Origin of the sequence: Flavonifractor sp. DFI.6.63, from assembly GCF_024462255.1 — a bacterium.
Taxonomy (GTDB): Bacteria; Bacillota; Clostridia; order Oscillospirales; family Oscillospiraceae; genus Lawsonibacter_A; species Lawsonibacter_A hominis.
Genome location: NZ_JANGBE010000007.1, coordinates 75,459 through 96,234, shown reverse-complemented (window position 1 = coordinate 96,234; position 20,776 = coordinate 75,459). Strand labels below are relative to the sequence as shown.

Below are 20,776 nucleotides of genomic sequence, written 5' to 3'. Positions count from 1 at the left end.
GCACAAGCAGCTCCGCCCGGCGCCGGGCGGCCGGGCGGACTCCGTCTTCTCCGGCAGCCGCGCCGCAGCCGTCTGCAGCGCGGCTGCTACGCCTCTACGATATGGAAGCCTGCCGCCTTGTTCAGGCGGTTCGCCACGGCAAGACCGATGCCCGCCTCATCGGGGCACATGGCCCAAATGTGCTCCACGTCGGTCTCGTCAAAATAGCGCAGCGCGTCAAACACGCGCCTGGCCTGCTCCGCCGGGTCGTCGGCGGGGCCGATGGGCTCCACCGGATGCCCTGCGTACAGGGGGACAAATTCCGTAAAACAGATGACCCCCTCGCCTTCGCTCAAATGGCGGCGAATATAGCGCGCCGCGTCGGCCGGCGCTCCCTTCACCACCGTTACCGGGGCCTTGGGGGCGTAGTGCCGGTACTTCATGCCCGGGGCGCGGGGATGCTCGTCCTCTCCCATCTGCCGCCGGACCGCCGGGTCCACTGCCACCTCTCCCAACACGGCTTCCAGCTCCTCCAGGGTGACCCCGCCCGGCCGCAGCAGCCGCGGGGGCGTAACGGTCAGATCCACGATGGTAGATTCCACCCCCACAGAGCAGGGGCCGCCGTCCACGATTCCATCGATTTTTCCGTCCATATCCTCCAGCATATCGGCCGCGCTGGTAGGGCTGGGGCGGCCGGAGGTGTTGCCCGAGGGGGCAGCCACCGGCACTCCGGCGGCCGCGATGATGGCCCTTGTGACCATATGGTCCGGGCAGCGCATTCCTACCGTATCCAGCCCGGCGGTCACCCGGTCCGGGACGGCGGGCTTGCGCTTCAGGATCATGGTCAGCGGGCCGGGCCAGAAGCGTCCCGCCAGGGTATAGGCCACGCCCGGGACGTCCGCGCAGTAACGCTCCAGCCAATCCGCCGAGGGGACGTGGAGGATCAGCGGATTATCCTGGGGGCGGCCTTTTGCCGCAAAAATACGCGCGACCGCCTCCGGGTCCAGGCCGTTGGCCCCCAGGCCGTACACCGTCTCGGTAGGAATGCCCAGCAGGCCGCCCCGGCGCAGGACCGCCGCGCCCTCCGCCACCTGGTCGGGCCGGAATTTCTCTGTTTTCACGCTCATTCTCCTCACAATCCCAGTCTCAGCGGCGCCCGCGGCGGCTTAGGCAGGCCTGCACCAGAGTGAGCACACCCGCCGCCAGGGTCGCCGCACCGGAGACCGCCTGTAAAATTCCAATGGCTTTCTTCATCGTTTTCCGCTCCCTTTTCTATTCATAGATCCCCACCGACACGCCTGCCAATTCGATGGCGGTCCCGGCCGGGAAGTGATTTTGGCGCAGGTAATGCTTCACCGCCAGAATGCCGTATTTGGGATTCCGGCGCTCGTCCTCCAGTTCCAGCTCCACATAGCCGCCCTCCGCAGACTGCCCGGAGCCGGTGAGCCAGCCGTCGTCCTCCAGGACTTCGTCCAGGCCGCGTTTCAGGCCGTCCAGGTCCATGCCGTCCGGCAGGCCTTTGAAATGAATGATCAGTTCCATTTTGCGTTCTCCTTATTTGCGTTGCCGGGCACGGGCCGACAGGCTCCCGCCGCGGCAATGGAATCAGCGTTTCTCAGTCTGGCTGTTTTTTAGCTTTTCCGCCTGTTCGGCCGTGGTCAGGCCGTCAATGATCTCGTCCAGATCGCCGTTCATGACGCTCTCCAGTTTGTAGAGAGTCAGGCCGATGCGGTGGTCGGTGAGGCGCCCCTGCGGAAAGTTGTAGGTACGGATGCGCTCGTTGCGCATCCCGGTACCCACCTGGCTGCGGCGCTGATTGGTCACCGCATCCTCCTGCTCGCGTACTTTCTCCTCATACAGGCGGGAGCGCAGCAGCTGCATGGCCTTGTCCCGGTTCTGGAACTGGCTGCGCTCCTGCTGGCATTCCACCACCGTGCCGGTGGGCCTGTGGATCAGGCGCACGGCGGAAGAGGTCTTGTTCACATGCTGTCCCCCCGCGCCGGAGGAGCGGAAGACCTGCATTTCGATATCCGCCGGGTTGAGTTCGAAGTCCACCTCGTCCACCTCGGGCAGCACCGCCACCGTGGCGGTAGAGGTATGGATGCGCCCGCCGGACTCGGTCTCAGGCACACGCTGGACCCGGTGGACGCCACTTTCGAACTTCAGGCGGGAATAGGCCCCGTCCCCCTCTATCGTAAAGCAAATTTCCTTTACCCCTCCAAGCTCCGTCTCGTTGAGCGAGTCCACCTCCACCTTCCAGCGGCGGGCATCGGCATACATGGAATACATGCGGAACAGGGAGTGCGCGAACAGGGCCGCTTCCTCCCCGCCCACACCGGCCCGGATCTCCACAATGACGTTTTTATCATCGTCAGGGTCCCGCGGCAGCAGAAGGATCCGGATCTCCTCCTCCAGCCGTTCCAGGTCCGCCTTGGCCGCGGCGTACTCCTCCTGGGCCAGTTCCTTCATATCCGCATCGCTCATGAGGGCCGCGGCGTCGGCCAGATCGTTCTGCCTGCGGCAGTAGTCCCGGTAGGCCCGGACAACCGGCTCCAGCTCCCGCTGCTCCTTGTTGAGCCGGGCGACCAGAGCGGGGTCGGCATAGGTCTCTCCCGCCCCCAGGCGGGCTTCCACGTCGGCAAAGTGCAGGTCCAGCTGACGCAGTTTTTCCATCATATCCAAACTATATCACCTATCAAAGAAAAAAGACTTGGCCAGAGCCAGGGGCTCCCGGAAGAACATCTGCACCCGGGAGGGAAGGTGGGAGCAGGGCGCCGCCAGGGTGGAGAGGGTGTACGTCCCCGGCCAGGCCCTCTCCCACAGCAGCTTGATCCGTCTCAGGTGGAAATCGCTGGACACCAGAAGGAATTTCCCGGACGGCTCCAGCGCGCCGGACTGGTACAGCTCCAGCGTATACCGGATGTTCTGCCAGGTATTGCTGGAGCGGTCCTCCAGAACGATCCGCTCCCCGTCCACCCCGTGCCCGGTCAGATAATCGTACATACATTGGGCCTCGGACACATGTTCGTCGTCCCCCTGCCCGCCGGTGACCACCACAGTGAGATCCGGATGACCTTCCAGGTAATCCAGGGCGGTATCCAGCCGGTCCCGCAGCAGAGCGGAGGGGCCGTCCGGCTTTACCTGGCAGCCGAAGATGACCATGATCTCCGGCTGCCCCTGGATCTGAGTCCGGCCGCCGCTGAGCACAACGGCCTCCAGCACGCCGAAGGCAACCAACGCCGCCAGCAGCAGCAACGCCGCGGCCCTCCGCCAAACCGGCCTGCGGCGTCCCGCATAGGGACGGCAATCCTGTTTCCTCCTCATGCCTGGGCCTCCTCCAGCTCGGCGGCCAAACGCTCCCAGTTGGTATAGAGGGCGGCGATCTCCTCCTCCAGGGCCTTCTGTTCGTCATAGACCTTCTGCAGCTCCAGGTAGTTGGAGGCCACCTCCTCGGCCTTCTGCACCAGTTCGTACTGCCGTTCCTCCGCCTTGGCCACTGCCCGTTCCGCCGCCGCCACCTGTTTTTCCAGCTCCTTGGTGCCGCCGGAGCGCTTCTTCTGGGGCTTCGGCTCCTCTTTCGGAAGCGGGGATGGGGCGGCTTTGCCGTCCCGATTGGTCCCGGCACGCTCCCGGGCGGCCTGGAACTGCTGATAGGTACCGTCAAAATCAGTGATCCGGCCGTTCTCCAGCATCCAGATACGGGTGGCGAAGCGATTGATAAAGTAGCGGTCATGGGACACGAAGAGCAGGTTGCCCTCATACGCCTCCACCGCCGCCTCGATCCACTCCCGGCTGGCCACGTCCAGGTGGTTGGTGGGCTCGTCCAGAATGAGCAGATTGATCTGCTCATCCATGAGCATGCAAAGGCGCAGGCGGCTCTGCTCCCCGCCGGAAAGGGCGGAGACCGGCTTGAATACGTCCTCCCCCCGGAAGTTGAACGCAGCCAGCCGGTTGCGGGCGGTCTGGGTGCTGCAGTCCTGATCATAGATCATGGTGTCCACCAGGTTGCGCTCCGGGTGGGAAAACTGGATGATCTGAGGCAGATAGCCGATCCTGACCGTGGGCCCCATGCGCAGCCTGCCGCTGTCCGGCTCCTCTTCCCCCAGGATGATCTTGACAAGCGTGGATTTTCCGGTCCCGTTGTCCCCCAGCAGGGCGATGCGCTCGCCCCCCACTACCTCCAGATCCACATGCTCGAACAGAGTGCGCCCGTCAAAGGATTTTTTGAGGTCCTGAATGGTGAGCACCTCATCCCCCCGGAACTCCCGCTCCCCAAATTTGATGTCCAGGCGGCGTTCCTTGGTGGGTCTGTCGGTGGTACGCAGGCGCTCGATGCGCTTTTCCATGGAAAAGGCCCGCTTGTGGAGCTTGTCCGCCCCCATGAATGCCCACAGGTGGAGCTTGTCCGCCGCTTCCTGGAGCTGTTCGATCTTGGCCTGCTCCTTCTCGTACTGCTTCAGCCTCTCCTGATAGCGGCGCTCCTTCTCTTCTACGTAAAAGCTGTAGTTCCCCTCATAGAACTCCGCCTTGCCGTTCTGGATCTCAATGACCCGTCGGACCACCCGGTCCAGAAACCAGCGGTCGTGTGAGATGGCCAGGACCGTACCCTTATAGCGGTCCAGATAATCCTCCAGCCATTCGGTGGCGTGCAGGTCCAGGTGATTGGTGGGCTCGTCCAGCAGCAGGATATCGGTATCCTCCAGAATCAGCCGGGCCAGATTCACCCGGGTCTTTTCTCCCCCGGACAGGGAGGAAAAGAGCTGCTCCCGCATTTCCCGGGAAATCTCCAGGCCGCTGCACACCTTATTGAGTCCGGTGGCCGTATCATAGCCTCCCCCCGCCTCAAAGGCGGCGGACAGGACGCCGTAACGCCGGAGTAGCGCGGGGTCGGGATCATGCTCCATCCGTGCGGTCAATTCCGACATCTCCCGCTCCATCGCATGGAGCTTGTCAAACGCGGTAAGCAGCACATCCTCCACCGTATACCCCGCCGGATAGACCGGAATCTGGGAGATGAGGCCCACGCCCTTGCCGGGAGCCACCATTACCTCGCCTTCGTCCGGCTCCAGTTGGCCGGTCAACAGCCGGAACACCGTGGTCTTGCCCGCGCCGTTCCGGCCCAGAAGGCCCACCCGCTCTCCCTGATCCACCTGGAAAGAGAGCCCGTCTAAAATTCGTTTGCCTACCTCGAACTCCTTGACCAGGTTCGAGACGGAAATATCGATCATCTTGTTTACTCCCGATACACGTTTGTGGTATGATACCCTCATCTTGATAAGGGGAAACACAAAGGATTGGAGGCTTTCCTATGGATGCCATTCGCTGGGAAGGAAATACCCTTTACTTACTGGATCAGACCAAGCTGCCCGTCACAGAGGTGTGGCTGGCTTACCATGACTGGCGCGCGGTGGCCGAGGCCATCCGCACCATGGTAGTGCGGGGCGCGCCCGCCATCGGCATTTCCGCCGCCTACGCCTACGCCCTGGCCGCGCTGGCCGGCGGGGATCTGGGCCAGGCCAAAGCCGGTCTGGCCGCCAGCCGCCCCACCGCGGTCAATCTCTTCTGGGCCCTGGAGCGTATGGAGCGCAAGGCTTCCGCCTGCGGCGGAAGTTCGGATGCCCTCATCGCGGAGGCCAAGGCCATCCACGCCGAGGATGTGGCGATGTGCAGGGCCATGGGCGCTTACGGGGCCGCCGTGGTACCGGAGCACGCGCGCATCCTCACCCACTGCAACGCCGGAGCTCTGGCAACCGGCGGGTACGGCACCGCTCTCGGGGTCATTCGCGCCGCCCATGAGCAGGGTAAAGTGGCGATGGTTTACGCCGACGAGACCCGCCCGCTGCTCCAGGGGGCCCGCCTGACGGCCTATGAACTGGTCGCCGACCATATCCCCGCCACCCTGATCGCCGACAACATGGCGGCCGCTCTTATGGCCAGGGGGGCGATCGACCTGGTGGTCGTGGGATGCGACCGCATGGCGGCCAACGGGGATTTCGCCAACAAGATCGGGACCTATTCCGTGGCGGTGAACGCCCGCTATCACGGCGTCCCCTTCTATACCGCCCTGCCTTCTTCCACCATCGATCTGTCCCTGAGCGACGGCAGCCAGATCCCCATCGAGCAGCGGGATAAGGACGAAGTACGCGCCCTCGGCGGCGTACAGACCGCGCCTGCGGGCGTGGAGGTCTATAATCCCGCCTTCGATGTGACGCCCCATACGCTGCTGACCGGCGTTATCACGGAGCGGGGGATCGTCTATCCGCCCTTCCGGGAAAATCTGGCCAAGCGCTTCGGCTGACGCGCGGCGGCGGGGACGAGCCGGCGTCCTGCGGGATTTCCGCGCAGGACGCCGGCTTGTTCCCGCCGCGTTTCATACCGGTCCGGTGATACCCAGCAGGTATTCCACCAGCTCCTCCATGGCCATCCCCCGGGATGCTTTGACCAGGATCGTGGCATTGGGCCGTACCATGCCGTCCAGAACGGGCTTGGCCGCTTCCTTTGTCCTGCAGTAGTAGCACTCGGGAACCGGCGCGGCCTGGGCCGCGTCGTAGATATGCTTTGCCAGTTCCCCCACCGCCACCAGGCAGTCGATGCCCGCCTTGCCCAAATACTCCCCCACACCCGCGTGGAGGGCGGGAGCCAGAGGGCCCAGTTCAAACATATCGCCCAGCACAGCCACCTTATAGTCTGCGTTGGTGCCGGAGAGAACCTCCACCGCCGCCCGCATGGACTGGGGATTGGCATTGTAGGCATCGTTGAGGATGGTAATCCCGTCGGCGCGATGAAGAATATTCATGCGCATTTTCGTGGGCGCAAAGTGGAGCACGCCGGAGGCGATCTCCCGGGCGCTCAGCCCAAAGTGCTCCCCTACGGCGGCGGCCATCAGGGTCGGGTAGATCATGTGCTCTCCCAGCGCAGGGATCTCCACATTAAAATCGCTGTGAGGGGTTTTGACTTCACACTTCAAATGACTGCGGCCATCGCTCTCCAGATGAAGGGCACGGTAGTCCAGCGCCTCCCCGGCGCCCACCAGCATGCAGGGATAAGGCAGCTGCTCCGGCAGGGTGCGCAGCAGCGGATCGTCCCCGTTGAGCACCACGAAGGCGTCGGAGCGGGCATGGCGGAAGATCTCGCTTTTCGCCTCCAGGATCTTTTCCCGCGAGCCGAAATGCTCGATGTGGGAGTCTCCGATGTTGGTCATCAGCACCACATCCGGTTCCACGATGGCGGAAAGATAATCGATCTCCCCGGCGTGGTTCATGCCCAGCTCCAGCACGGCGATCTGATGCTCCCGGTTCAGCCGCAGCAGTGTCATGGGCACGCCGATTTCATTGTTGAGGTTGCCCTCGGTCTTGAGGACCTTGTACTTCTCTCCCAACACGGCGGCTACCATATCCTTGGTCGTGGTCTTCCCCACCGAGCCGGTCAGGGCCACCACTGGGATGGAGAACTTCTTTTTATAATACTTTGCCAGATCCCGCAGGGCCTTCTGTGTGGATTCCACCTTGATATAAAACTTTCCGGGCAGGTAACTCTCCCGCTCCCGCTGGGTGAAACAGCCTGCCGCGCCGCCCTCCAGAGCGGCATTGATATACGCGTGGCCGTCAAAGCGCTCCCCCATCAGGGGCACAAACAGGCTCCCCGCGTGGATGGTACGGCTGTCGGTCTCCACGCGGGATACCTCCCGGTTCAAATCCCCGAACTCTCCCAGCATACGGCCGTCCACGGCCTGCAGGATCTCCCGTATGGTCATCGGCTCCATGAAATTCTCCTCACGTCCCAATTTTCGTTCCGTACCCGCCGGCGCCGCCCGCGGCCGTCACCTTCCGGCGCGGCGGGCCTTCAGCGAGGCGTGCACGATGCGCTCACACAGCGCGCTGTAGCCGATCCCAACCGCGGCCGCCTCCTGAGGCAGCAGGCTGGTGGGGGTCATGCCGGGCAGGGTATTGATCTCCAAAAACCAGATCTCGCCCGCGCCGTCCAGGATAAAATCGGCCCGGGAGTACACGGAAAGCCCCAGTGTCTCATACACCCGTACCGCCGCCGAACGCAGTTTTGCCTCTGTCTCCGGGGAGATGTCCGCCGGGCAGACCTCCTCCGCCGCACCGGGCTGATACTTGTTCTCATAGTCGTAAAAGCCCTGCTTCGGGATGATCTCAATGGCGGGCAGCGCTTCATCCTCCAGAATGCCCACCTGAAGCTCCCGCCCCTTTACATATTCCTCCAGCACGGTACGCCCGCCCAGGGCCAGCGCGTCGGTGAGCGCGCGGCGCAGCTCCTCCGGCGTATGGACAATGGAGACGCCGATGGAAGAACCGCTGGCCACCGGCTTGACCACCAGGGGCAGCCGGGCCGAGGCCACCAGGCCGTCGATGTCCTCCGCCCGGACGTCCACCATCTTCCAGCCGGGGGTATTCACCACGTCGGCGACCAGGCGCTTGGTCAGGTCCTTATCCATGGCGATGGCGCTGCCCAGATACCCGGCCCCCGTATAGGGGATGCCCAGCAGATCGAACGCGGCCTGCACGCGGCCGTCCTCCCCGCAGGCGCCGTGAAGGGCGAGAAAGACCACGTCCGCCAGCCGGCACAGCTCCAGCACGTTGGGTCCGAACAGGCTGGGACTCTTGTCACGGCGCGCGGCCTTCACCTGCTCCAGGTCGGGCGCCTGACGGCTGATGCGCTTGGCCGCCGCAGACACATCGGCGTCGAACAGCTCCTCCAGCGCGCCCGCATCGTCCTCCAGTCCAAAATACAGATCCACCAGGGCGGCCCGGTGCCCCTGTCCCCGCAGGGCCTCGGTCACCATCGTCCCCGTGGAAAGAGATACGTTTCGTTCCGGGGAGAGTCCCCCCGCCAACACGACGATCTTCATAACACACCTCGAAACAGAGAGATAATAGAATGATACGCACTAGTGGTATATTATAGCACAATATCATCCTATACTCAACTCTTTTCCGAATTGACCCTTGACAGAAAGCAGCCGGGATGCTATAGTGAGAAAGTAGTCAAAATGCACGGCCTGAACTCACATGTTTGTAGTCATCGTCGGCTCGTTCGACGGTATTACAGGGATGTGGGTTTTTTGTTTTGACATTTGGCTCCAATCTTTTTTCAGGAGGTACCAATATGTATCAGGGTACTGTCAAGTGGTTCAACGAGACCAAGGGCTTCGGCTTCATTTCCAATGACGAGGGCGGCGACGACGTGTTCGTTCACTTCTCCGCCATCCAGTGCGACGGCTTCAAGACCCTCCAGGAGGGCCAGAAGGTCGTTTACGATGTGGAGCCCGATCCCAAGAACAGCAGCAAGATGCGCGCTGTCAACGTCCGCGTTGCCTGATTGGGTCAGCCTTGAAGCGCCCCCCGCCCTTGATGGGCGGGGGGCGCTTTTGTACCCCGCGCGCCTTCCCGGCATATACTGTCGGTGTGGGGACTGTCCGGTTCCCGCAAATCGAATGGGGGTTGCTTTGCATGTGTTGTTGGAACGGTTGTAACAGCGTCTCCTCCTTCCGCGGCTGCCGCTGCGGATGCAGATCCGACTGCGACTGCCGCTGCTGTGAGCGTGAGTGCAGGAACAACGGCGTAACCGCCCTGTCCGCCTTCTCCGAGCTGTCCCGCCTCTCAGAGGACAGCGGCGCGTCTACCGCCGGATGGCCTGTTTATGTCTCTTATCCCGCGTTCCTGTGGGACAGCGACGATGAGACCGACTGCGGCTGCACTCGCTGCAGCTGACCGATCTGCCGCCCCAACCGGGGCGGCTACTTAGACGACACTGCCCCCAGGGCCCGCCGGTTCCGGCGGGCCCCTGTTTGTTTTTCTCTTTCCTGCCGGGAGAAACTATGTTAGAATAGGCTGAATGAATTTCCCTTGTTCCCGAGGGTAAAACAGGAGTATGCCATGAAACGCCTTTTTCCGCTTTTCCTCGCCCTGTCCCTGTCCCTGTCCCTGTCCCTGTCCGCCTGCGGCGCTCCCACCGTTGGGGATGTGGGCGCCTCGGAACAGTTTTTTGCCATGGATACTATCATGACGGTCAATGTGCTGGACGAGAACGGCGAAGCCGCCGTCCAGGCCGCCCGGGCCGAGATCGACCGGCTGGAGCAGATGCTCTCCCGCACCCGGGAGGACAGCGTGATCGCCCTGCTCAACACCCATGCCGGAGACGGGAGCGCCTTAGCCGTGGAGCCGGAGCTGGGAGCGCTGCTGCGCTTTGCCCAGTCCGTCTCCCAAGACCTGCCCGGATGCTTTGACATTACCATCGCCCCCGTCATGGACGCCTGGGGCTTCACCCGGGAAGAGCGGCATGTGCCCGATCCGGACACGCTGGCGGACACGCTGGCCCTGGTGGACTGGCGCGCCTTGACGGTAGCGGAGGACGATGCCTCCGCCCGGCTGGAGGAGCCCGGAATGGCGGTAGACCTCGGCGCCGTGGCCAAAGGCTTTGCCGCCCAGCGCGCCGCCGATGCCATCCGGGCGGCCGGAGGCACCTCCGCCCTGCTGGATCTGGGGGGCAATATCACCGTTTTGGGTTCCAAGCCGGACGGAGCGGACTGGAGGGTGGCGGTAAAAGATCCGCAGGACACCGAGCGTCAGTTGGGCGTGGTCTCTCTGCGGGACAAAACGCTTTCCACCTCCGGCGGGTATGAGCGGTATTTTGAGGCAAACGGCATAACCTATCACCACATCCTTGATCCAGAGACCGGCTATCCCGCCGACAGCGGGCTTTTGTCCGTCACCGTGGTCTCCTCCGACCCGCTGCTGGCCGACGCGCTGTCCACCGCCCTCTTCGTGGCAGGCAGGCAGGCCGCCTTGGATTACTGGCGCAGCCGGGACGATTTCGAGCTGATCCTATGCGGAAGCGACGGCGTCGTCACCGTCACGGAGGGACTCACCTTTGCATTTCGGGGGGAGGAGCATGGATACACCTGTGAAACGGCCCGCCGCTGAACGCCGCCGCCCCACGATTGGGGACGGCGTGCTGGCGCTGCTGGTGATCCTGTGTGCCGCTGCGCTTTTTTTCGGTCTTCGGCCGGCTTCCGGAAACCTTTTGACGGCCCGGATCGTCTTAGATGGTGTACTGGTAGCCGAGTACGACTTGAATGCCCTGACCTCCCCTGTGGAGCTGGCGGTGGACGGCGGGGCTTATCCCATGGTCATTCAGGCTGAGCCCGGGCGCATCCGCGTACTGGAAAGCGGCTGCCCCAGCCAGGACTGCGTCCATACCGGCTGGGCCGACCGGGCGGGGGATCAGATCATCTGTCTGCCCAACCGGCTGGTCATTTCCCTGTCCGGCGCAGAGGCCCAGACTGATTTCGACGCGGTGACGGGATGACCGCCCCGGCGCTCCAACCGATTCAAAAAGGAGGTGCTGCCGCTTGTCCGGCTCCATCCGGCGGCTGACCCGCTGCGCGGTGCTCACCGCTCTGGCACTGGCTCTCTCCGTGGCGGAGGGGCTGGTTCCCCTGACCATCCTGTTCCCGCTGCCCGGCCTGCGGCTGGGCCTGGCCAACCTGGTGACGGTATACGCCCTGTGCCGCCTGAGCGGGCGCGAGGCCCTGCTGATCCTGGTCTCCCGATGCCTGCTGGGGGCCTTGCTGGGCGGCAATCTCATGTCCTTAGCGTTCTCCCTGACCGGCGGACTGCTGGCGCTGGGGACGATGTTCCTGCTGCTGCATATGCGGGGCCTGTCCCTGTTCGGCGTGTCCGTCGCCGGCGCCGCCGCTCATAACACCGGGCAGATCCTGGCCGCCATGGCGGTGCTGGGTACCCGTGCGCCTTTGGTCTACCTGCCGCCGCTGCTGCTGTGCTCCCTGATCACCGGCACAGTCACAGGCGGGGCCTGTATTCTGCTGGTCCATCGAGTACCGCAGCCGCTTGAAAGAAAATCTTAATTTTTTTGTTACCCTTTTGAGAGGCCTTCTGCCTTTTCCTGTCGTACCATAGAGTATATCCGAATCAAGAAAAACAACTCGCGGGAGGAACCGATACCAATGAAAACGACACTCAAGCACCTCGCCGCGCTGGGTCTGGCGCTGGCACTGGCACTTCCTTTGACCGCCTGCGGCGGAGATGGCGAACGCAAGCCCGCCGACAGTCAAAGCCCGGTGGCGGTAGCCACCCCCGCCCCTACCGCAACGCCCAAGCCCGCCGATCCTTACGATGCAGTACGTACCTACTGGAGCGAGGATCAGCTCACGCAGGCCTGGGGGCCGGAGCAGCCGGTGGAGCATCTGTTCTTCCATCCGATCATCGCGTATCCCCAGTGGGCATTCCACGATTGCAGCGCCACCCAATCCGAAAAAGAGGGACTGGACGACTGGATGGTCACGGTGGATGAGTTCAACAAGATCATTCAAAGCGTCTACGACAAGGGTTTCATTCTGGTCGCAATGGAGGACGTCTGGAGCGAGGTCACCGGCGAGGACGGCGTGGCCCGGATGCAGCGCAATACGCTTATGCTCCCCGAGGGGAAAAAGCCCCTTGTCATCTCCTTCGACGATGTGAACTACTACGAATATATGCTGGAGCAGGGCTTTACCTCCAAGCTGGTGCTGGGGGACGACGGTCAGATTTGGGCGGAGTGCACCGATCCCTATACCAAGCAGACCTTCCTGACGCAGGACCTGGACGCCACGACCCTTCTGGATCAATTCGTGCTGGCGCATCCGGATTTCTCACTGAACGGCGCCAAGGCCATCTTTTCTCTGACGGGATATCAGGGAATCCTGGGCTACCGCACGCAGAACGATATCGACATCGCCGCGGACGACCCGGCCCGGCCCGCCTTCGACGCAAACCGTGCCGCGGAGATCGAAGCGGTCAAGCCCATCCTGCAGCGCCTGAAGGAGACCGGCTGGACCTTCGGCTCCCATACCTGGGGACACATCAACCTGTCCTCCTGGTCCCTGGAAAAGATCCAGCGGGACACCGTCCGCTGGCAGGAGGAGGTGGGCACGCTGGTGGGACCCACCAATATCCTCTTTTATCCCCACGGCGCCCGGCCCGACGGAGACGATTGGCACACCACCGGTCCTGTGTTCCAGTACCTCCAGAATCAGGGCTTCCGGGTCTTCGCCAGCGTGGGCGTCAATTCCTTCTCCTATGTCAAAAAGGATATCTCCGCCGTCATCTGCGACCGGATGCATCCGGACGGAACCACGCTGCGGGGCGGCAACACTGGCAAGGATGTGGAGCGCTATATGCCCTTCTACGACTGCCGCGAGATCATTGACCTGGAGGTACGTCCCAATCTGGGCGTACGTTGGCCTGAGACATGAAGCACTGGGCCCGGCTTTCGGCCGGGTCCAGTGATCCCTTTACCTTATTTTTGCTTTTCGGGTACCATTCGTCAAAAGAACCAGGGGCAGCCTCAAAAAATGAGACTGCTCCTTACAAATCTTAATTTGTAAAGGGTCGGAACGATGGGATTTTGGATATTCATGCTGGTAATGACGTTACTAATTCCTCTGACAATGATCGCGTTCGGGACGATTTTTATAAAGAAGCCGCCAAAAAACATAAATGCCTTTTATGGGTACAGAACATCGATGTCTATGAAAAATATGGACACTTGGATGTTTGCCCATCAACATGCAGGACGTATTTGGCTTTTGACAGGGATAGTGACAACCATACCTTCCGTTATCGTAATGGCACTTGTATTCCACAAGGAGATTGATACGATCGGATGGACCGGAGGCATTATCGTACTATTGCAATGTGCTGTGATGTGTCTTCCTCTTGTTTTTACAGAAAGGGCGTTAAAACAGAATTTCGACGAATATGGGATGAAACGATAAATCGGAATTTATTACACTGCTATGCTTATGGGCATTTTAGCATGCAAGCAAATATTTTTCAATGTATAGTCAAATTGCCGGAGATTTTAAGCATGCACAAATAGCGTAAAAGGGACGCCCACTGGGCTATCCGTAAAACACGGTGGGTTTAAGGAAAATTTTAATATCCCAAAAATCGTTTGAACAATACTATTTCCGCTGTTTCCATTCAAAAAATACAAAGACAGGCATAAAACCTACCTCTGTATTTTTTTACATTTCTCTATCGTATTTGCAACGATAATAAATTCCATAGCCGTGGACAAACAAGTACGAAAACACCAAAAGCAATACAGCAACCAGTTCAATCCCCATCAGTGCGAAGGAGACCATCAGCGCACCAAATACGAATGTCATAGCATCATAAGCTTTTGCCTTCGCACGATTAGAAATTGCAATATTTCGTTCATCTTTTTTCTCAATTTCCAGTACCCTCTGTGTTTCTGGGTGCTTTTTTAAGGTTCTACTTGTAACAATACTACCCATGCCAGACCCAAAAACGCCAGAACCAATTCCTACGAATACATAAGGCAGGTTCATCAGGAAGTTGTTGGAATTGTCTATATTTTTCATAAGGAAAAAACCAACTGCCAATAAAGCAATGCCACTTCCAGTGATGAGCCAATGTTTTGTATTTTTCATTTTGCATCCTCCTCATAAATAAAGATTTCTTCAATACTCATTCCAAAAAAATTTGCGATTTTGAAAGCCAGAAGAATGGAGGGATTATAGCGCCCGTTTTCAAGAGAACCTATCGTTTGACGGGATACTTCAAGTACTGAGGCTAATTCCTCTTGTTTAATGCCTCGGTTCTTCCTTAATTCTTCCAGTCTATTTTTCATTTTCCCAACCTCCCTTCTTGAACGGAAAGCTTCCTTTCCATATCTGAACCATATCATATAAATTACATAATGTCAAGTGTCCTTTCCATTCGTGTTCCATACAAAATTATGAATAGTCTCCCACTGCTTTCGCTTGACAGCCGGGCGCTGGTGTGGTAAAATTGTACTCCTTTACCGCGGCTGGGAAAGGAATGTGAGTGTATGATACCACACTGGAAGCAAAAATTTGTCACCCTCTGGGTCGGGCAGGCCCTCTCGATCCTCACCAGCATGGTCTCTCAATACGCCCTGATCTGGTACCTTACCGATCAGACCGGCTCCTCCGCCGTCTTGTCGGCGGCCACCATCGCCGCTCTGCTGCCCCAGGGCATTCTATCCCTGTTTACCGGGGCCTTTGCCGACCGGTTTGACCGGCGCTTCCTTATGGCCGCTGCAGACGGCGCCATCGGCCTGCTGTCCCTGGCACTGGCGCTGGCGGCCGCCGCCGTGCCCCTGACCCCCGGCCCCATTATTCTGGTGCTGGCCCTGCGCAGCGTAGGCGGCGCGTTTCACGCGCCCTGCATTCAGGCGGTAACGCCTCTGATCGCACCGCCGGACGCATTGACCCGCTGCGCCGGTTGGAGCCAGGGCATCCAGACGGTCTCTATGCTGCTCTCCCCTGCTCTGGCCGCCGCGCTGTATGCCGCTCTGCCGCTCCATTGGATCATTCTGACGGATACGCTGGGAGCACTTTTTGCCATCGGCGGACTGCTTTTCGCACGCCTGCCTGTACTGCGTGTGGGACAGCCGGAGCAGCGCCTGCGTATCTGGCGGGACACGAAAGAGGGGTTTGCAGTACTGCGCTCGCACCGCTGGCTGTGGGAGCTCTGCCTGATTTGCGCGCTTTTTTCCGTAGCCTTCATGCCGGTGTCCGCCCTGTTCCCCCTTATGAGCATGCAGTACTTCGGCGGAGATACCGCCTCCGCCGCGGTCGTGGAGACCGCTTTCTCCATTGGAATGCTGGCAGGCTCCGTGATCCTGGGGCTCTGGGGCGGTTTTCGGGATAAGATGGCGACTATGCTCGGCTCCATCTTCGCCCTGGGCGTCGTTCTGGTGTCCACCGGCCTGCTGCCTCCCACCGCCTTCTGGACCTTTGCCGTCCTCTCCCTGTTCATGGGGCTGACCTGCCCCTTCTTCAATTCGGTCTTTATGGCTCTGATCCAAGAAAAGGTCGCGCCGGAATTTCTGGGGCGGGTGCTCGGCCTGTCCGGGGCCATCATGACGCTGGCATCCCCCGTTGGACTGGTCGCCACCGCTCTTCTGGCCGACCGCACCGGCATCACCGTTTGGTTTCTGCTGTCCGGCGTCGTCACCCTTTTCTGCGGCGTGCTGGGTCTGGCTCTGCCCGCCGTACGCAACTGTGATAAGTTGAAGTCCTGAGAAAAACATGCTAAAATGGCCTCGCATGGATATCCCATGCGAGGCCGTTTTAGGAGCAAGGAGGTTTTTCGATGACAGACCAGGAATTGGTGGAGCTTGCCTTTACAATGCTGAAGCATGCCTATGTGCCCTACTCGGGCTTTCCAGTGGGGGCCGCGCTGGAGTGTGCCGGCGGGGACGTTTATACCGGATGCAATGTGGAGAACGCCGCCTACGGCTCTACCATCTGCGCCGAGCGTACCGCACTGGTAAAAGCGGTCAGCGAAGGGCACCGGGATGATTTTATCCGTCTTGCCGTGGTAGGCGCCGCCGCTGATTACTGCTGGCCCTGCGGAGCCTGCCGTCAGATGCTCAGCGAATTTGCACCCGCGCTCCGGCTGCTGGTCGCCCGGGGCGATCATACGTTCGTCTCCTGCTCCTTGTCCGAGCTCTTGCCCCACAGCTTCGGGCCAAAATCACTGGACAAGGCGCCGCGATGACTCCAGGCGCAGTCCCGCCGGGGGCCGCTATCGCGCGGCTTCTCCGGCGGGAGCCGACAGTCTGGAAAGGTCGGCGCCCTCCCATTCCAGCAGCCTGCGTTTTTTGTCGACGCCGCCGGCATAACCGGTCAAGCTCCCATTCGTTCCGACCACCCGGTGACAAGGGATGATGATGGAAATCGGGTTATGTCCCACCGCACCGCCGACTGCCTGCGCGGACATGGTCTTGCGCTGCATGTGCTCCGCCATCTGCTTTGCGATGGCCGCGTAGGTGGTCACCTGGCCATAGGGGATCTCGCACAGGATGCGCCAAACGCCCTGACGAAAGGGACTGCCGGCCGGCGCAAGGGCGAGTTCTGCAATTGCAGGCCGGTCTCCTGCAAAATACCGATCCAGCCATTCCTTTGCACTGCGCAGGATGGGAAGATCCTCCCGCTGCTCCCGCTGCTCCGGCAAACCGGCTCCAAAATACTTTTGTCCCTCCAGCCACAGCCCTATCAGGCCGTCTTCCCTGCCCGCCAGCAGAAGCGGCCCCACTGGAGACCAATAGCGCGCCGTATAATACATGAATATCCCCTCCCCTGTTCAGACGCCTTATCCATCTGCAAACTATTCTTCGGCTCCATCCGGCATTCTCCGGCTACGCTTACTCCCACTCAAGTCTTGAGCTTTGATTTAGGGTTATAAAATGCACTCTCGATGCACTTTTCATCCAAATAATCCACGTATTTCGGGCTGTACATAGGTTCCTTACGAATTTTGTAGCCGTTTTGTAGCCAGCTATTTTATACGTACTAACCGTTCGCAACGATTTATTTTGAATGATTTGCAGCAGATTTCGATATGATTCCCGCCAATAATCACCCGGAAATTGACCGCCTGATTCACCTCAAAAAACATCTTGGAGGTATGACCATGAGCAAACTTATATCCTATCAATTCAACATAGACACAGCCTGCGTAGAATTGGTTTTTGACGATAGAAGCCAGATTTCCATTGACTTCACCGCCGTTGAAAGCGAAGCTGCTGACAACCGCTTCCAGCGGTCAGAGCTGGATTATCTGATCTACAATGACCCGCTTGCTTATGCCGATCTGATTCTGAACAGCAAGCTGAACGTCCTGTTTGAATAAACCGACATGAGCATAAACGACAGCGTCCCGGTTCATAATGATTGGGACGCTGCTTATTATATCATTGTATTTTGCGAACTCATTCCTCGAACAGATACAGAAGATATCCGTAGCCCTCTGCTTTCATCTTTGCGTAAGGCACAAAGCGGAGGGACGCGCTGTTGATGCAGTAGCGCACGCCATTGGGGGACTCCGGATCGCCGGTGAACAAATGACCAAGGTGAGAATCTCCGGCACGGCTTCTGACCTCTGTGCGGCGCATGCCATGGCTCAGGTCCTCCAGTTCCACTACGGCGGGCTCTTCAATGGGCTTTGTGAAAGCCGGCCAGCCGCAGCCGCTCTCAAACTTATCCGTGGAGGAAAAGAGCGGCTCGCCGGTGACGACATCCACATAGATGCCCTTTTCAAACTTATCCCAGAACTCGCCTGTGAAAGCGCGCTCCGTGCCGCTCTCCTGCGTAACACGGTACTGCTCCGCCGTCAGCTTGTCCCGGATGGATTCCGCCGCGGGCTTCTGATAGTCGCCCGGATCGATGCGCAGCCGGGAAAACAGCTCCATCTCCGCGCGCGGGATGTGGCAGTAGCCGTTCGGGTTCTTTTCGAGGTAGTTCTGGTGGTACTCCTCGGCGGGGTAGTAGTTCTTGAGTGGGCCGATATCCACGAAGAACTTTTCACTGCGTCCCCGCTCGATCTCCGCGATGCGCTCCACCGTTTCCTTCGCGCTTTCGTTGGTGTAATAGACACCGGTCTGATACTGGCTGCCCCGGTCGTTGCCCTGCCGGTTCTCCACCGTGGGGTCGATCACATAGAAGTAGGCCAGCAGCAGGGCGTCGAGACTCACCTGTCCGGGGTCATACTCCACCCGCACGGCCTCCCGAAAGCCGGTCTCGCCCTTGCAGACGGTCTTGTAATCGGCGTCCGCCTCGCAGGTGCCGTTGGCATAGCCGCTCTCGGCATCGATGACGCCGGGAATAGACTGCATCAGCTGTTCCATTCCCCAGAAGCAGCCGCCCGCCAGATATATGACATTTTCCGTGGTATCCATATACATGCTTCCTTCACCGGACATATCAGAGGGCTGTCCGATCATTTCCTTCTCGTCCATTTTCTGCGGCATATTTTTCTGCCCGGCAGTGCAGCCGCTCAGCAGCAGTACCGCGGTGAGCAGAAGCGGCAATACTCTCCGATACATGGTGTATCCCTCCTTTCTGAGAAGATGAATTCGTTTGTCAGCCCATATCGGCAGCAAGAGCCTGGTCGATGAGCTTTTGCAGCGTCTCCGCCTGCTTCTTTTCCGTGATGGCGCCTACGATGGGGTCACCCACGATATTGCCGCTGCGGTCGACCACATAGGTGGTGGGATAGGCAAAGATGTTGGTGGTAAACTTTCCCGCCTCACCGTCGGAGTCAAAATACACATTCTGATAGGTGGCGCCCTTCTTGGCAAGCACATCCTTCGCCTCGGAAATTGCCGCTTCGTCGCCGTCCAGAGTGAAGGTGTTGACGCCGATGAGGGAGCCGCCCTTCTTCGCAAGCTCCTTGTTCAGTGCGTCCAGCTCGGAAAGCTCGCCCACGCAGGGATTGCAGGTGGTGAACCAGAAATTCACCACGGTGACGGCGTTGCCGGAGAACAGCTCGTCGCTTTTCACCGCGTTGCCATCCAGGTCCTTGCCCTCAAAGGCGGGGAACTTCTGCATACTGCCGTCGTCGGGAGGGTTGCTCGTGTCGCTGCCCGCGGGCATACTCATATCGCCGTCCATGGATTGCTGCACAATCTCGGGGTACTTTTCCTCCAGCGCGGTCAGCTTGTTTTCGATATTGCTGATCTCCGTGGCTGACTCCTTCAGCCACTCATACTCCTTGTCGGTGAACTGCTCTTTAGCGGCCTCAACGGTGTCCAGCAGGAAGTCGCCGTAGTTTTTCCCGTCCTCGATCATGGCCATGCCCTTGTCGGCCTCCATAAAGACCTTTTCCCACAGCTCGGTATTTTCCGACAGGAGCGCGTTCTCCCGCTCCAGCAGCTCCTTGTGCAGGGCGAGCGCCTCCTCGGCGGTTTTCGGCTCGCCAGTCATGGCGGAGCCGTTGCCGCTTCCATTCGCCATCTTGTCGTTGTCTCGCGTGCCGCAGGCTGCCAGAGACAGCACCATCAGCACGGCAAAAGCCAGTGCAAAAATTCTCTTCCTGTTCATTTTAATTCCTCCATCGTTGTTTTCTTTGTTGTTTCTTTCCCGCTGCCGAAGCCGTAGCGGAAGCACACGGCGTTCGTTGGACAGGCGCGGATGCACATCCCGCAGCGGATACACTCAGTATGGTTGGGCGTTTTCGTCACGTCTACATCCATCTTGCAGGCTCTGGCACAGTTTCCACAGGAGACGCACTTATTCTTGTCCACCTTCATCTGGAAGAGGGACACCCGGTTGAACAGCGCGTAGAATGCGCCAAGCGGGCAGAGCCACTTGCAGAAGGGACGGTAGAACAGCACGCTCAGCACGATCACCGACAGCAGAATGCTGAATTTCCATGTAAACAGCTTGCCCAGCGCCGCCCGGATGCCGGAATTGGCAAGGGACAGCGGGATGGCTCCCTCCAGCACGCCTTGGGGGCAGAGGTATTTGCAGAAGAACGGGTCACCCATGCCTACATCGTTCACAAGGAACGCCGGTAGCAGGAAAACCATCACCAGCAGGACAGCGTATTTCAGGTATGTCAGCGGCTTCAGCCTCTTTGTGGAAAGCTTCTTAGTGGGGATTTTGTGCAGCAGCTCCTGAAACCAGCCGAAGGGGCATAGAAAGCCGCAGATAAAGCGCCCCAGCAGCACGCCCAGCAGAATGAGGAAGCCTGTGATATAGTAGGAGAAGCTGAACTTGGAAGACCCCACCACCGCCTGAAACGCCCCGATGGGGCAGGCCCCGGACGCCGCCGGACAGGAGTAGCAGTTCAGCCCCGGCACGCAGACGGTCTTCCCCGCCCCCTGATACAGTCCGCCCTTGAGAAAGTTCGGCAGATGCAGGTTGGTCAGCAGCGTCGCCCCCGCCTGAATCCAGCCCCGGAAGCGGGACATGGTCTGTGAAACGCCTGAAAACTTT

At 59.9% G+C, this 20,776-nt stretch carries 24 protein-coding genes; 11 read left to right on the top strand and 13 right to left on the bottom strand.

Annotated features, from left to right (window positions below; translation table 11 throughout):
• Positions 1-86: 86 nt before the first annotated feature.
• The 5 genes from NE547_RS05805 to abc-f form a co-directional block, all read right to left on the bottom strand.
• Positions 87-1,106, bottom strand: coding sequence for an L-threonylcarbamoyladenylate synthase (locus NE547_RS05805; protein ID WP_186907298.1), 1,020 nt, complete (start codon positions 1,104-1,106; stop codon positions 87-89).
• A gap of 145 nt (positions 1,107-1,251) precedes the next feature.
• Positions 1,252-1,521 (bottom strand): hypothetical protein, encoded by a 270-nt coding sequence (locus tag NE547_RS05800; RefSeq protein WP_256174985.1) that lies wholly within the window; start codon positions 1,519-1,521, stop codon positions 1,252-1,254.
• Positions 1,522-1,584: 63 nt separating this feature from the next.
• Positions 1,585-2,655, bottom strand: coding sequence for a peptide chain release factor 1 (gene prfA / locus NE547_RS05795; protein ID WP_256175000.1), 1,071 nt, complete (start codon positions 2,653-2,655; stop codon positions 1,585-1,587).
• Between the two features lie 12 nt (positions 2,656-2,667).
• A complete protein-coding gene (locus NE547_RS05790; protein ID WP_186907295.1) occupies positions 2,668-3,303 on the bottom strand; it encodes a YdcF family protein in 636 nt (211 codons plus the stop codon).
• A complete protein-coding gene (gene abc-f / locus NE547_RS05785; protein WP_256174984.1) occupies positions 3,300-5,207 on the bottom strand; it encodes a ribosomal protection-like ABC-F family protein in 1,908 nt (635 codons plus the stop codon). Before abc-f ends, NE547_RS05790 begins: the two co-directional genes overlap by 4 nt.
• An 80-nt stretch (positions 5,208-5,287) precedes the next feature.
• Between abc-f and mtnA the strand changes: the two genes are divergently transcribed.
• Positions 5,288-6,277: an S-methyl-5-thioribose-1-phosphate isomerase gene (gene mtnA / locus NE547_RS05780; protein WP_256174983.1), complete on the top strand. Its 990-nt coding sequence runs from the start codon at positions 5,288-5,290 to the stop codon at positions 6,275-6,277.
• 72 nt (positions 6,278-6,349) lie between these two features.
• Here mtnA and murF read toward each other — a convergent pair whose 3' ends face one another.
• Positions 6,350-7,741 carry a UDP-N-acetylmuramoyl-tripeptide--D-alanyl-D-alanine ligase gene (gene murF / locus NE547_RS05775; RefSeq protein WP_186907292.1) on the bottom strand — a complete coding sequence of 464 codons (1,392 nt, stop codon included), beginning with the start codon at positions 7,739-7,741 and terminating at the stop codon, positions 6,350-6,352.
• 57 nt (positions 7,742-7,798) lie between these two features.
• Positions 7,799-8,851 (bottom strand): D-alanine--D-alanine ligase, encoded by a 1,053-nt coding sequence (locus NE547_RS05770; protein WP_256174982.1) that lies wholly within the window; start codon positions 8,849-8,851, stop codon positions 7,799-7,801.
• A 257-nt stretch (positions 8,852-9,108) separates the two neighbouring features.
• Here NE547_RS05770 and NE547_RS05765 point away from each other — a divergent pair, with 257 nt between their 5' ends.
• The 7 genes from NE547_RS05765 (at position 9,109) to NE547_RS05735 (ending at position 13,777) form a co-directional block, all read left to right on the top strand.
• Complete coding sequence (locus NE547_RS05765; RefSeq protein ID WP_186907290.1) at positions 9,109-9,321, top strand: cold-shock protein; 213 nt, start codon at positions 9,109-9,111, stop codon at positions 9,319-9,321.
• Positions 9,322-9,452: 131 nt separating this feature from the next.
• The gene (locus NE547_RS05760; protein WP_186907289.1) at positions 9,453-9,713 is read left to right on the top strand and encodes a hypothetical protein; all 261 of its coding nucleotides are present in this window, start codon (positions 9,453-9,455) and stop codon (positions 9,711-9,713) included.
• A gap of 165 nt (positions 9,714-9,878) precedes the next feature.
• On the top strand, positions 9,879-10,925 hold the full coding sequence (locus NE547_RS05755) for an FAD:protein FMN transferase (RefSeq protein ID WP_256174981.1): 1,047 nt from the start codon (positions 9,879-9,881) through the stop codon (positions 10,923-10,925).
• Positions 10,894-11,310, top strand: coding sequence for a NusG domain II-containing protein (locus NE547_RS05750; RefSeq protein ID WP_207723722.1), 417 nt, complete (start codon positions 10,894-10,896; stop codon positions 11,308-11,310). The genes NE547_RS05755 and NE547_RS05750 overlap by 32 nt, the downstream gene beginning before the upstream one ends.
• Before the next feature lie 43 nt (positions 11,311-11,353).
• Entirely contained in the window at positions 11,354-11,869 is a 516-nt protein-coding gene (locus tag NE547_RS05745) for a Gx transporter family protein (RefSeq protein ID WP_186907287.1), read from the top strand.
• A 99-nt stretch (positions 11,870-11,968) separates the two neighbouring features.
• The gene (locus NE547_RS05740) at positions 11,969-13,255 is read left to right on the top strand and encodes a polysaccharide deacetylase family protein (RefSeq protein ID WP_186907286.1); all 1,287 of its coding nucleotides are present in this window, start codon (positions 11,969-11,971) and stop codon (positions 13,253-13,255) included.
• A 144-nt stretch (positions 13,256-13,399) separates the two neighbouring features.
• Positions 13,400-13,777, top strand: a complete 378-nt coding sequence (locus NE547_RS05735) for an SdpI family protein (RefSeq protein WP_186907285.1) — start codon at positions 13,400-13,402, stop codon at positions 13,775-13,777.
• A gap of 252 nt (positions 13,778-14,029) precedes the next feature.
• Here the strand turns inward: NE547_RS05735 and NE547_RS05730 are convergent, their stop codons facing one another.
• Both NE547_RS05730 and NE547_RS05725 read right to left on the bottom strand, forming a co-directional pair.
• Positions 14,030-14,458: a DUF6442 family protein gene (locus NE547_RS05730; RefSeq protein WP_186907284.1), complete on the bottom strand. Its 429-nt coding sequence runs from the start codon at positions 14,456-14,458 to the stop codon at positions 14,030-14,032.
• On the bottom strand, positions 14,455-14,658 hold the full coding sequence (locus NE547_RS05725; RefSeq protein WP_186907283.1) for a helix-turn-helix transcriptional regulator: 204 nt from the start codon (positions 14,656-14,658) through the stop codon (positions 14,455-14,457). Before NE547_RS05725 ends, NE547_RS05730 begins: the two co-directional genes overlap by 4 nt.
• Before the next feature lie 201 nt (positions 14,659-14,859).
• On the opposite strand from NE547_RS05725, the gene NE547_RS05720 reads away from it, so the two are divergent.
• Together NE547_RS05720 and NE547_RS05715 are read left to right on the top strand one after the other, a co-directional pair.
• Complete coding sequence (locus NE547_RS05720; RefSeq protein ID WP_256174980.1) at positions 14,860-16,077, top strand: MFS transporter; 1,218 nt, start codon at positions 14,860-14,862, stop codon at positions 16,075-16,077.
• Between the two features lie 71 nt (positions 16,078-16,148).
• Positions 16,149-16,556, top strand: coding sequence for a cytidine deaminase (locus NE547_RS05715; RefSeq protein WP_186907281.1), 408 nt, complete (start codon positions 16,149-16,151; stop codon positions 16,554-16,556).
• Between the two features lie 27 nt (positions 16,557-16,583).
• Here the strand turns inward: NE547_RS05715 and NE547_RS05710 are convergent, their stop codons facing one another.
• Positions 16,584-17,123 (bottom strand): methylated-DNA--[protein]-cysteine S-methyltransferase, encoded by a 540-nt coding sequence (locus NE547_RS05710; RefSeq protein WP_256174979.1) that lies wholly within the window; start codon positions 17,121-17,123, stop codon positions 16,584-16,586.
• 348 nt (positions 17,124-17,471) lie between these two features.
• Between NE547_RS05710 and NE547_RS05705 the strand changes: the two genes are divergently transcribed.
• A complete protein-coding gene (locus tag NE547_RS05705) occupies positions 17,472-17,690 on the top strand; it encodes a DUF6061 family protein (protein WP_118519191.1) in 219 nt (72 codons plus the stop codon).
• Positions 17,691-17,769: 79 nt separating this feature from the next.
• Here the strand turns inward: NE547_RS05705 and msrB are convergent, their stop codons facing one another.
• Genes msrB through NE547_RS05690 form a run of 3 tightly spaced genes read right to left on the bottom strand, consistent with a single transcriptional unit; the run spans position 17,770 to position 20,751 of the window.
• Entirely contained in the window at positions 17,770-18,882 is a 1,113-nt protein-coding gene (msrB, locus tag NE547_RS05700; protein ID WP_256174978.1) for a peptide-methionine (R)-S-oxide reductase MsrB, read from the bottom strand.
• A 37-nt stretch (positions 18,883-18,919) separates the two neighbouring features.
• Complete coding sequence (locus NE547_RS05695; RefSeq protein WP_119205530.1) at positions 18,920-19,879, bottom strand: TlpA disulfide reductase family protein; 960 nt, start codon at positions 19,877-19,879, stop codon at positions 18,920-18,922.
• Complete coding sequence (locus NE547_RS05690; RefSeq protein WP_251318946.1) at positions 19,876-20,751, bottom strand: 4Fe-4S binding protein; 876 nt, start codon at positions 20,749-20,751, stop codon at positions 19,876-19,878. The genes NE547_RS05695 and NE547_RS05690 overlap by 4 nt, the downstream gene beginning before the upstream one ends.
• Positions 20,752-20,776: the final 25 nt, after the last annotated feature.